Annotated in this window: 11 protein-coding genes and 1 pseudogene; 9 read left to right on the top strand and 3 right to left on the bottom strand. The window is 75.3% G+C overall.

Annotation, left to right across the window (positions count from 1 at the left end; genetic code table 11):
* Positions 1-126: 126 nt before the first annotated feature.
* On the bottom strand, positions 127-960 hold the full coding sequence (locus AB0L25_RS40420) for an oxygenase MpaB family protein (RefSeq protein WP_500178889.1): 834 nt from the start codon (positions 958-960) through the stop codon (positions 127-129).
* Between the two features lie 79 nt (positions 961-1,039).
* Between AB0L25_RS40420 and arfB the strand changes: the two genes are divergently transcribed.
* From arfB to AB0L25_RS40405, 3 genes are all read left to right on the top strand, one after another.
* Positions 1,040-1,465, top strand: a complete 426-nt coding sequence (gene arfB / locus AB0L25_RS40415; protein ID WP_500178887.1) for an alternative ribosome rescue aminoacyl-tRNA hydrolase ArfB — start codon at positions 1,040-1,042, stop codon at positions 1,463-1,465.
* A 148-nt stretch (positions 1,466-1,613) separates the two neighbouring features.
* Positions 1,614-2,999 (top strand): GlnX family signal transduction membrane protein, encoded by a 1,386-nt coding sequence (locus AB0L25_RS40410; protein ID WP_500178885.1) that lies wholly within the window; start codon positions 1,614-1,616, stop codon positions 2,997-2,999.
* Positions 3,000-3,014: 15 nt separating this feature from the next.
* Positions 3,015-3,872 carry a transporter substrate-binding domain-containing protein gene (locus tag AB0L25_RS40405; RefSeq protein WP_500178883.1) on the top strand — a complete coding sequence of 286 codons (858 nt, stop codon included), beginning with the start codon at positions 3,015-3,017 and terminating at the stop codon, positions 3,870-3,872.
* Between the two features lie 12 nt (positions 3,873-3,884).
* Here AB0L25_RS40405 and AB0L25_RS40400 read toward each other — a convergent pair whose 3' ends face one another.
* A complete protein-coding gene (locus tag AB0L25_RS40400; RefSeq protein ID WP_500178881.1) occupies positions 3,885-4,685 on the bottom strand; it encodes an SAM-dependent methyltransferase in 801 nt (266 codons plus the stop codon).
* Between the two features lie 526 nt (positions 4,686-5,211).
* Here AB0L25_RS40400 and AB0L25_RS40395 point away from each other — a divergent pair.
* Positions 5,212-6,669 carry an MFS transporter gene (locus tag AB0L25_RS40395; protein WP_500178880.1) on the top strand — a complete coding sequence of 486 codons (1,458 nt, stop codon included), beginning with the start codon at positions 5,212-5,214 and terminating at the stop codon, positions 6,667-6,669.
* A gap of 138 nt (positions 6,670-6,807) precedes the next feature.
* On the opposite strand, the gene AB0L25_RS40390 is transcribed toward AB0L25_RS40395, so the two are convergent.
* Positions 6,808-8,010: an MFS transporter gene (locus AB0L25_RS40390; RefSeq protein WP_500178879.1), complete on the bottom strand. Its 1,203-nt coding sequence runs from the start codon at positions 8,008-8,010 to the stop codon at positions 6,808-6,810.
* Between the two features lie 83 nt (positions 8,011-8,093).
* On the opposite strand from AB0L25_RS40390, the gene AB0L25_RS40385 reads away from it, so the two are divergent.
* From AB0L25_RS40385 to AB0L25_RS40365, 5 genes and pseudogenes are all read left to right on the top strand, one after another.
* Positions 8,094-8,573, top strand: coding sequence for a winged helix-turn-helix transcriptional regulator (locus AB0L25_RS40385; RefSeq protein WP_500178878.1), 480 nt, complete (start codon positions 8,094-8,096; stop codon positions 8,571-8,573).
* Positions 8,574-8,610: 37 nt separating this feature from the next.
* Positions 8,611-9,180: a TlpA family protein disulfide reductase gene (locus tag AB0L25_RS40380; protein WP_500178877.1), complete on the top strand. Its 570-nt coding sequence runs from the start codon at positions 8,611-8,613 to the stop codon at positions 9,178-9,180.
* Positions 9,181-9,183: 3 nt separating this feature from the next.
* Positions 9,184-10,041 carry a cytochrome c biogenesis CcdA family protein gene (locus tag AB0L25_RS40375; RefSeq protein WP_500178875.1) on the top strand — a complete coding sequence of 286 codons (858 nt, stop codon included), beginning with the start codon at positions 9,184-9,186 and terminating at the stop codon, positions 10,039-10,041.
* A 95-nt stretch (positions 10,042-10,136) separates the two neighbouring features.
* On the top strand, positions 10,137-11,183 hold the full coding sequence (locus AB0L25_RS40370) for an NAD(P)/FAD-dependent oxidoreductase (protein ID WP_500178874.1): 1,047 nt from the start codon (positions 10,137-10,139) through the stop codon (positions 11,181-11,183).
* A gap of 52 nt (positions 11,184-11,235) precedes the next feature.
* Positions 11,236-11,337 (top strand): annotated as a pseudogene (locus AB0L25_RS40365) (excalibur calcium-binding domain-containing protein); the annotation flags it as partial.
* Positions 11,338-11,454: the final 117 nt, after the last annotated feature.

Raw genomic sequence — 11,454 nt, 5'->3', positions numbered from 1 at the left:
GTCGTAGCCGTCGGGGAGGCGGGCGACGAACTCGTGGACGTTGGCCGCGCGGGCCGCCGCCTCGATCTCCTCGTCGCCCCTGCCAGCGGGGACGCGCGGCCGTCCCGTGTTCGGCGGGCGGGTGCGTCAGACGCGTTCGGCGGGGGCCGGGATGGTGGGCTTGTGCCGGACCTTGGCGAGCATCTTGCGGGTGGTGGCCAGGTAGTAGTCGCGCGGCATCGTGCGGACCCGCAGCGGCAGGCGCGGGTACACCAGCGACAGCGCGCCGAGCAGCAGCCGGAACCGGAGGCGCCGCGCCGCGTTCCACTTCCAGCCGTACTGCTCGCGGATCGGCGCGGGCATCAGCCCGGCGGTGAGCAGCCGGATCGCGGCCAGGCCGGGCGCGGCCAGGAGCCCGGCCGGCAGCTTCGGGTTGAGCACCTGGTCGGCGACGGCGCGCGACGCGTCGCTGATCTCGATCGTCCGCAGCATCTCGGCGTAGTACTCGCGGAAGTCCCGGTAGGTGTCGGGCATCCGCCCCTCCGGGCAGCCGATGATGGTCGCGTAGACCTTCGTCTGCCCGTAGAACTCCTCGAGTTCCCGTTCGTGCAGTTTCCGGCGGAAGAGCGCCTGGTAGAACTGCGCGGCCACGGCGAACAGGGTCGCGGCCACCCACACCTGCAGGTCGGGGTCGTTCGCCCGGTATCCGGGGCCGGTGACCTGCTCGTGCCCCTTCCAGACGAGGGCGCTGAACGTCTCCGCCTCGTCCTTCGTGCCGAACTGGACCGCGTACAGCCACCCCATGGTGTTGCGGAGGCGGCGCAGCGGATCCTCGTGCGTGTAGCTGTGGTCGTAAACGCCCTGGGCCACCTGCGGGTGGGCGGTCTGCAGCAGCGACGCCGCGCCGCCCGCCGCGATGAGCGCTCCCTCGCGGGCGATCACCCGGATCATGTCGTCGTCCCGGAACAGTCCCTCGGTCATGACGATCAGTGTAAGTAAGTACTTGCGTGCGGGAAAACCCGGGGGACAAGATCGCCCCGGAGCGGGGATAATCACCCGCATGTCCGACTCGATCCCGATCCGCGGTTCGGTCTCGATCCCCGAGACCGAGCTGCGCTGGCGCTTCTCCCGCTCCTCGGGGCCGGGCGGGCAGCACGTCAACACCAGCGCGACCGCCGCCGAACTGTCCTTCGACGTCGCCGCGTCGCCGTCCCTCCCCGAGCCCTACCGGTCCCGCGCCCTCGAACGCCTGGAGGGACGGCTCGTCCGGGGCGTCCTGACGATCCGTGCGGAGGAGTACCGGTCGCAGGTGCGGAACCGCGACGCCGCCCGCGCGCGCTTGGCGTCGATCCTTGCCGACGCCATCGCGCCGCCGCCGAAGAAGCGCATCCCGAAGAAGATGCCGCGCGGCATCAACGAGCGCCGGCTGGAGAACAAGAAGCGCCGCTCGGCCGTCAAGCGCGAACGCTCCCGCCGCTGGGACTGACCCGCGCCCGGCGGCCGGACGCGCCGCACAAGGTCATCCGCCGCATTCGGACGGGCCGAAAGCGGGCATGCCAACGATCTTGCCCGTTCCGGGCGGCGCCCCGAGACTGGAAAACCGATCTCGGCGTCGCGCCTGAAGGGAACCGGACGTGCCCGTCAAGCCGTGGGGTGTCGACACCGTCGCGGGTCGCGTCCGGGCACTGGCCGTCCTGGCCCTGCTGGCCTTGGCGGTGCTGGTCGCCTCGGCGTACGCGGCGGTCGGGGACGCCCGCGAGGGGGTGCGGACGCTCGGCGAGCGCGAGGGTCCCCTGGCGGAGAGCATCGGCGACATGTACCTCGCGCTCACCGACATGGACGCGCAGGTGACCCGGGTCCTGCTCACCGAAGGCGAGGCCGGGTGGCTGTGCGCGCCGGAGGTGGCGGGCGCCGACTGCGAGCGCAGCGGCGCGCGGTACGTGTACGACATCCGGCGCGAGGACGCCCAGCGCGCCGCGCTGTCCGCCGCGAGCACCGGACCGACGGACCAGGCGCGCATGCGGACCGTCCAGGCGCTGCTGAACGGGCTCCACGACTACGACCGGCACGTCCAGGCGGCGATGGACGCGGCGGCGGGCCCCGGGGCGCCGCCGCCGGAGGCCGTCCGGGAGTACCGGACGGCGACCGCCCTCATGACCCGGGAGCTGCTGCCCAAGGCGTCCAACCTGGCCGGGGAGGAGGCCGCCGACGTCACGACCGCCTACCGGGAGGGGCGCTCGTCCGTCCTCGCCGGACGGCTGCGGGTGCTGGGCGCGGGGCTGGCCCTGGTGGCGGCGATGGCGGGCCTTCAGGTGTACCTGACCCGGCGGTTCCGCCGCCTGGTGTCCCTGCCGCTGGCCGCCGCGCTGGTGGGCGCGCTGGCGCTCACCACGACGGTGGCGACGCGGCTGACCACCGAGGCGGACCGGCTGCGGACGGCCAAGCAGACCGGCCTGGACCCCGCCCTCGACCTGACCCGCGTCCGGGCGCTCGGCACGAGCATGTACACCGACCGCGCCCGCCAGGTCCTGGACCCGGAGAACGCCGACCGCTACGACCGCCGCTACCTCGACAAGTCCCAGACGATCCTCCACGTCGCCGGTGCGTCCGACCTGGACGGCTACTACCGGGCCCTAGGTCGGAGCGTCGACTTCGGGGGCTACTTCGGCGCGCGGGCGCGCCAGGACGCGAACCACCCGGACGGCGAACTCCTGTCGGCGTACCGGACCTACCAGGACCTCGACCGGACCGTCCGGGAACTCGCCGAGGACGGCCGCCTCGACGCCGCCGCCCAAGCGCACCTGGACCCCCGCTGGCGGCACCTGCCGCATCCCGCCTTCCGGGCGTACGACCGCGAACTCGACGCCCGGATCAGCCGCCACCAGGCCCACCGCGTCCACGCCGCGCTCGAGGCCGAACGCGCGCTGCGGCCGATGACGTGGCTGCCGCCCGTCGCGGCGCTGGCCGTCGGCGCCCTGATCGCGGCCGGGATCTGGCCGCGCCTCGCCGAGTACCGCTGAGAACAGGAGCCGTCCGTGCGCACCGTCCGCAGCGCCCGCACCCGTGCCGCCACGGTCGCCCTCGCCGCGCTGTCCGTCGCCCTCCTGGCGGCGACCCTGACGGCCGCGCCGCTGGTGTACGGCGACGAGCCCGAGTCGATCACCGGACGGGACGAGCTGGTGATCGGCGTCGACGACGGCCTCCCCGGCCTGTCCGCGCGGACCGGCGACGGGCCGCTCGAGGGCTTCGAGATCGACGTGGCGACCTACGTCGCGGGACGGCTCGGCGTCGCCCCGGCCGACGTGACCCTCCGCCCGCTCCGCTCGTCCCTCCCCGAGGACGCGCTGCGCGACGGCACGATCGACATGGCGGTCTCGACCCGTCCCATCACCGCGGGGCGCAAGGACCGGGTCACGTTCGCCGGCCCGTTCTACCTCGCGCACCAGGACGTCCTCGTCCGGCAGGGCGACCGCACCGTCCGCAACGTCCAGGACCTGCGCGGCAAGCGGATCTGCAAGGTGCCCGGCTTCGACTCCTGGCAGGTGGTGACCGGCGAACGGGAGGTGGCCGCCGTCGCGGTCCCGATGACCTCCCACCGGGGGTGCGCCGAGTCGCTGGCCGCCGGACGCGTCGACGCCGCCACGACCGACGACCTGGTCCTCGCCGGGCTCGCGGCGGCCGTCCCCGGCACCACCGTGGTCAACGCCCCCTTCACGGACGTGAAGTACGGCATCGCCCTCCCCGAGGGGGACCGGGAGGGCTGCCTCGCCGTGAACCGCATCCTGACCGGCATGTACCAGAACGGCGCCGCCACGACCATGCTCAACCGGTGGTTCGGCACGTCCGGCCTGGACCTCCCCGCCACGGTCCCCCAATTCGAGGGCTGCCCCTGACCGGCGCTCCGGTCAGGGCTTGCGGGCGACGCCTCCGGTCATGAAGCGGACGTCGATGGTGCCGGCGTCCAGGATCGGCTCGTCCGGGCGCCACAGCGGCAGCGGCACGAGGCCCGGGGGGAGGATCTCCAGGCCGTCGAAGAACGCGGCCAGCTCGGCGGGGGTCCGCACCCGGCCCGTCCCGAGCTGCTCGAGGAGCTGCTTCTCCAGCGCGACCGACTCGGGCGCGTCGCCGAGCCGGGTGAAGTTGGTGATGAAGAAGTACGACCCGCTCGGCACGGCGTCGCGCAGCGTCCGCACGATCTCCCCGGGCCCCTCGTCGTCGGCGAGGTGGTGCAGGATGCCGCAGAGCATCACGCAGATCGGCTTGGAGAAGTCGAGGAGGCGGCGCACCTCGGTGTGCTCCAGCAGGGTCCGGGGCTCGCGGATGTCCGCCGTCACGACCGTCGTGTTCGGGTTGTCGGCGAGGATCGCGCGGCCGTGCGCCAGGACGATCGGGTCGATGTCCACGTACACGACGCGGGCCGCCGGGTCGATCTCGTGCGCCACCTCGTGGGTGTTCCGCGCCGTCGGCAGGCCCGATCCGAGGTCGAGGAACTGGGTGATGCCCTCCTCCGCCGCCAGGTACCGCACCACCCGGTGCAGCATCGCGCGGTTGTGCAGGGCGATGTCCCGCAGCTCCGGCATGATCTTCAGACTGGCCTCGGCGACCTGACGGTCGACGGCGAAGTTGTCCTTGCCGTTCAGCATCACGTCGTACACGCGGGCGGCGGTCGGGACGTCGGTGGGCACGTCCGGGGGCACCTGGGCCATGCGGGGCCTCATTCAGTGGGAGGGGATCTTCCCCGGCATCGTAGCCCGCGCCCACCCGAAACCGAGTCCGATTCGCCGACCCCGCGGGCCGTGCTCGCCGGGGCGCCGGCCCGGGGCGCCGGGAGGAAATCCGCGAGAGGCGGTCACATCGGTGCGGCGCCCTTCGTCAGTGCGGTGACGGAGCGAACGAAGGGAACCCGACCATGACATCCACCGCCTCCCGGACGGCGAGCGCGTCCCTGACGAGCTGTACGCCGCGGCCGCCGCGCGCTACGACGACAGGGCGCTCGTCACCCTCGTCATGGCGATCGGCCAGATCTGCTTCTTCACCCCGCTCGCACTGATCGGCAAGCCGCGCCCCGGCGTCGCGCCCGCCGAGCAGTGGCGCCCGGCCGAGTAACCGGCCCCTCCCCGGGCCCGGGACGCCGCCCGTCCCGGGCCCGCCCCCTCTCTCCCGGCGGTCCGTCGCAGGCGCAGCCTCCGGCCGCCGACGCACCCCCCTCGCATCTCCCCGAAAGGAGTGGTCATGACGCATGCCTCCAGGCGGGGGCTCGCCCTCGCGCTGCTCGCCGCCACCCAGTTCGTCCTCGTGCTGGACGCCTCGATCGTCGGGGTCGCGATGCCCTCGATCGGCGCCGACCTGGGGTTCGCCCCCGACGACCTGTCGTGGGTCGCGAACGCCTACACGCTGACCTTCGGCGGCCTGCTGCTGCTCGGCGGCCGGACCGCCGACCTGGTCGGACGCCGCCGCATGTTCGTGGTCGGCATGGCGCTGTTCGCCGCCGCGTCGCTCGCGGGCGGCCTCGCCGCGAACGCCGGGATGCTCGTCGCCGCGCGGGCCGGGCAGGGGATCGGCGCCGCGCTGGTGTCGCCGGCGGCGCTGTCGCTGGTGATGACGGTGTTCCCGGCGGGTCCCGGACGCAACCGGGCCATGGGCGTGTTCGGCGCCGTGGCCGGGGCGGGCGGCGCCGCCGGGTCGATCCTCGGCGGCATGCTGACCGAGTGGCTCGGCTGGCAGGCCACGCTCTACGTGAACGTCCCGCTCGCGGCCCTGGCGATCGTCCTCGCGCCGCGGCTGCTGCCCGAGGCGTCCGACCGGACGGCGCGCGGGTTCGACCTGCCGGGCGCGCTCACCGCGACCGGCGGCCTCGCGCTGCTGGTGTACACCGTGGTCGAGGCGGACGACGCCGGCTGGACCTCGCCGCGCACCCTCGGGACGGGGGCGCTCGCGCTGGCGCTGCTCGCGCTGTTCGCCGCCGTCGAGGCCCGGGCGGCGCACCCGCTGGTGCCGCTGCGGATCTTCCGGCAGCCGATGCTGCGCGGGTCCAACGTGATCGCGCTGCTGACGCTGGCGGCGATGGCGCCGCTGTTCTTCTTCCTGACCTTCTACATGCAGCAGGTGCTCGGCTTCGCGCCGGTCGAGGCGGGGCTGGCGCAGCTCCCGCTGGCGCTGGCGATCGCCACCACGGCCGGGGCGGCGGGCGCGCTGATCGCCCGCGCGGGGCTCCGGGTCGCGATGGCCGCGGCGCTCACCGTGACCGGCGCCGGGCTGGCGTGGTTCTCCCGCATGTCGCCGGACGGCTCGTTCGCCGCCGACGTCCTCGGCCCCACGCTGCTGATCGGCGTCGGCGCCGGGCTCGCGTTCGTCACCACGACCGTCGGGGCGACCACCGGCACCCGGCCCGAACAGGCCGGGCTGGCGTCCGGGCTGTTCAACACCGCCCAGCAGTTCGGCGGCTCGCTCGGCCTGGCCGCCGTCGTCGCGATCTCCACGGGCCGGACGGCGGACGTGCTCGCCGGCGGCGAGCGCGCCGCGGCCGTCGCGCTCACCGAGGGCTACCGCGCCGGGATGCTCGCCGCCGCCGCGGTCGCGCTGGCCGCGGGCCTGCTCGCCGCCGTCCTCGTCCCGCGCCGCGCGGCGGTCCCCGCCGCCGAGCCCGCCGCCCCCGCCGACCGGCCCGCTGCCGAATCCATTCCGGCCTGACCTGCTGAAAGAGGAGTCGTCGTGTCCGCCGCGAGCGCCGGGCGCAGCGCCGAGGGCGCCGCCGTCGAGCCGCGCACGATGCGCCCGGTGCGGTCCGGGCGCGCGGCGTCCGTCTCGACGGCGACCAGCAGGACCACCCTAAGTGAGTGTGGAGCGGCAGGGCTCGGGGCGCCCGGACGCGCGGGGCACGGGCGCCGTCGCGGGTTCCCCGAGCGTCCGGACGGCGAGCGCGCAGAGCGCGAACGCCGCGCCGAGGACGGTCGGGCCGATCCAGCCGGCGGCGTCGAACAGGGCCGTGGTCGCGGCCGCCCCCAGGGCGGAACCGAGCGAGTAGAAGACCATGTAGCCGCCGATCACCGAGCCGGTGCGGTCCGGGTAGGCGGTGGTGAGCGCGTGCTGGTTGCTCACGTGGACGGCCTGGACGGCGAAGTCGAGCAGGATCACGCCGACGACCAGCAGCGGCAGCGACCACGGGAGCTGCCCGATCGCGGCCCAGGAGGCGAGCAGGAGCGCGAGCGCGATGCCGGTGACCCGGCGTGCGTGCCCGGCGTCGGCCCAGCGTCCGGCCCGGGCCGCGCCCAGGGCGCCGGCGAGCCCGGCGACGCCGAACAGCCCGATCCGCGTCTCGTCCAGGTGCCAGGGCGGCCCGGCCAGCGGCAGCGCCATACCGCTCCACAACGTTCCGAACGAGGCGAACAGGAAGAACGCGACCAGCCCGCGGCCGAGGAACGGCCGCTGGACGAACAGTCCGCCGAAGGACCGCAGGAGCCGCCCGTACCGCGGCGCGTCCGGACGGACGTCCGCGGGCGGCAGGGCGAGGGCGAGCGGCGCGAGGACGGCGGCGAGCGCCGCCAGGACCAGGTAGACGCTCCGCCACCCCCAGGCGTCCGCGAGGACGCCCGCGACGACGCGGCCGCCGAGGATGCCGATCACCACGCCGGACGTCACGGCGCCGAGGTCGCGCCCCCGTTCGGCGTCCGGGGAGACCGCCGCCGTGTGCGCGACGGTCGTCTGCACGACGACCGCGAACAGGCCCGCGACGGCCAGCCCGGCGAACGCGGCCCACGCGGCCGGGGCGGCCGCGGTGATCGCCGTCCCCGCGGCCACGAGGGCGAGGTGCGCGGCGATCAGGCGCCTGCGGTCGAGGACGTCGCCGAGCGGCACCAGCAGCACGAGCCCCGCCAGGTAGCCGAGCTGGCCGACGGCCACGAGCCGGCCGAGCGCGTCGGCCGGAACGCCCAGGTCGCGGCCCATCGGCTCCAGCACCGGCTGCCCGGCGTACACGCTCGCCACCGCGACCCCGCACACGACCGCCGCCAGCAGTCTCGCCCTCCGGTTCACGAACACCCCCCGATTGGTTTCATTTTGCAACCGTTTGGAGCGTAGGGCAGGATGGTTTCAATACGCAACTCATTGGAGGGGTGATGACCGGCGGCGACACCGGCGGGCCGGGCCCCGCCTGGACCGACCCCGGCTGCCCGGTCGCCCGCACGGCCGACCTGGTCGGCGACCGGTGGAGCCTGCTCGTCGTCCGCGACGCGATGGACGGCGCCCGCTCGTTCACCGACTTCCAGCGGCGCACCGGCATCGCCCGCAACATCCTCACCGACCGGCTCCGCAGGCTCACCGCGCACGGCCTGCTCACGCAGGTCGAGGCCCCCTCGGGCAGGCGCAGGCTGTACGCGCTCACCGAGGCCGGCAAGGACCTCTTCGCCGTGATCGTCGCGATGCGGCAGTGGGGCGAGCGCCACGCCTTCGACGCCGGCGAGCCGCACTCGGTCCTCGTCGACGGCCACGGGGCGCGCGTCCCCGATCTCGTGCCCGCGGCGGCCGACGGAACGCCGCTGACGAGCGACACCACCTCGGTGCGCCGGCCCCGCCCCCCGGACGTCACGGCTTCGTAAGGGTCATCGGACGGTTCCGCGGATTAGCGTCACGCGCATGAAGAAGGCGATCGTGATGGTGATCGGTGCCGCCCTGCTGGCGGCCGGGTGCGGAGGCGGCGGGGAGACGGCCACCGCCGAACCGACGGCCGCCGAACCGACGGCGGCCGCGTCCGGGAGCCCGGCCCCGCCGGACTCGCGCGGGACGGGCGAGGACGTCCCGGCGGCGCTGCGGTTCGAGGGCGAGACGCTGGACGGCGAGCCGTTCGACGGGGCGGGCCTCGCCGGGAAGCCCGCGGTGTTCTGGTTCTGGGCGCCCTGGTGCCCCAAGTGCATCGCCGAGGGGCCCGACGTGGCCGAGGCCGCCGAGAAGTACGGGGACCGCGTCGCCTTCGTCGGCGTCGGCGGGCTGGAGAAGGACCCCGGCCGGTTGCGGGCGTTCGTGTCCCGGACGGGCACCCGGAACCTCACCCACCTGGACGACCGGACCGGCGACCTGTACGCCCACTTCGAGGTCGCCGCCCAGTCGTCGTTCGTCTTCCTCGCACCGGACGGGACGACGCGCCGGGCGTCCGGACCGCTCGGCGCCGCCGAACTGGGCCGGCACGTCGACGGCCTGCTCGGCTGACCGGTGGAGGAGATCGCGCTCGCGCTGGCCGCCGGGTCGGTGGCCGCGTTCAACCCGTGCGGCTTCGCGCTGCTGCCGTCCTACCTGACGCTGCTCGTCGCCGCGCCCGGCGCGGGCGGCGTCCGGCGGGCCCTGCGCCTGTCCGCCGCGATGACCGCGGGCTTCGTCACCGTCTTCGGCGCGTTCGGGCTGCTGGTCTCGGTGCTGACGGCGTCGGTCCACGAGTACCTGCCGTGGGTCACCATCGTCGTGGGCGCCGTCCTGGTCGCGCTCGGCGCGTGGCTGGCGTCCGGGCGCGAGCTGCTGCTCCGGCTGCCGCGCCTGGGGACGGGCGAACTGTCGGGGTCGCTCGCGGGCCTGTACGGGTACGGGCTCTCGTACGCCGTCGCGTCCCTGTCGTGCACGATCGCCCCGTTCCTGGCCGTCACCGGGCTGGTGTCCGGCGGGACGGGCGTCGCGGCCGGGCTCGCGGCGTTCGCCGCCTACGGCGTCGGCATGGGGCTGGTCGTGGGACTGCTGTCGATGCTCGTGGCGCTCGCGCACGGCGCCGCGGTCGCGCGCACCCGCCGGATCCTGCCCCACGTCTCCCGCGCGAGCGGCGTCCTCCTCGTGGCGGCCGGGCTCTACGTCGCCTACTACGGCTGGTACGAGACCCGGGTCTACGCGGGCGCGGACGCCGACTCGGCGGTCGTCGGCGCCGCCACCGAGATCCAGGGCGTGCTGTCCGGCTGGGTGGAGCGGATCGGGATCGGCTGGATCGCCGCCGCCTTCGCGGGCCTCGCCGCCGTCGCCGTGGTCGCCCGCCGGCTCCGCCGCCGCGAACGGGACACCGAGGACGAACCGGCGGGCCGTCCCGGCTGAGCCCGCCCGGCCCGGCCCGCGCTCGCCGGTGCGTGTTCACCGACTCGCCACCGGACGGCCACGGGCTCCATATCGGCGTGTCCCAACGTGGGCCTATGCGAATCGTCATCGTCGGGGGCGGCGTACTGGGCACGATGCACGCCGCCGAGGCCGTCCGGCGCGGCCACTACGTCCTCCAGGTGGAGCGCGAGCCCGAGGCGCGCGGCGCGTCCGTGCGCGACTCCGGCCTGGTGCGGGTCGGGGGACGCGCGGACGGCGCCGAGCTGTCCACGGCGCTTCGCGCGCGCGAGCTGTGGGAGCGGATCGGACGGGACGTCCCCGGCGCGGGCTTCCGCGCGAACGGGTCCCTCACCGTCGCCCGCACCGACGCCGAACTCGCCGCGCTCCGGGACCTCGCCGAACGCCCGGACGCCGCCGAGCGCGGCTGCAAGCTCCTCGACGCCGATGAGGCCCGCGCCGTCAACCCCGCGCTGCGCGGCGCGATGCACGGCGCGCTGTGGTGCGAGAGGGACGCGGCCGTCGAACCCCGGGCCGTCCTCCCGGCCGTCCGGGCGCACCTCGCCGAGTCGGGCCGGTACACGTGGCTGCCCGGCCGCGACGTGCGCGGCCTCGGCGACATGCGCGACGTCGGCACCGCGTCCGTCCGCGACGACCACGGCGCGACCCACGAGGCCGACGCCGTCGTCCTGTGCACGGGCGCCCCGCTGTCCGGGATGGTGCGCGACCTCGCGCCCGACCTGCCCGTCCGCCGGGTGCGCCTGCGGACGCTGCAGACCGCGCCGCTGGACGAGCCGCTCCCGACGTCCGTCGCCGCGGCCGCCGCGCGGCTCCTCATCGTGCAGCGCCTCGACGGCGGCCTGACCGTCGCCGACCCCCTCCCCCACGATGAGCCGTGCCCGCCCGGTACCGACGAGTCCGCCCACGACCGCCTGCGGGACGCCGCCGAGGCCGTCCTCGGGCGCCCCCTCCCGCCCGTCCGCCACCGCTGGGCGGACGTCCGCGCGCAGTGCGCCGACCCGTCCCGGATCGTCCACCGCGAGCGGGTCGCCGAGGACGTGTGGCTCGTCACCGGCCACGGCGAGCGCGGCACGACCTGCTCCCCCGCCATCGCCGAGGACACCGCCGACGAACTGAACCTGTGACCGCCCCGAGCCCGACCCCGTCCCGGACACCGACCCTCGGTTCTCCACGTGCACGAAGGCGAAGGCCGCCGGATACGGCCCCTACCGCCGCGGCGAGCCCGAGTACGCGTGGTACCAGGACCGCGACGGCGACGGCACCGTCTGCGAGAGCTGACCCCTGCCCCCGACGCGGCGGCGGCCCGGCGGGGAGGGGGTGGGGGGCGAACCGCCCGGCCCCCGCCCCGCGAGCAGGCGGCGAACGACCCCGGCTGACAGCAAGACAAAACGACCA

The organism is Spirillospora sp. NPDC052242 (assembly GCF_040679555.1).
Lineage (GTDB): Bacteria > Actinomycetota > Actinomycetes > Streptosporangiales > Streptosporangiaceae > Spirillospora.
The sequence above is the reverse complement of the archived record's forward strand: the minus strand, read 5'-3'. Positions and strand labels throughout refer to the sequence as shown.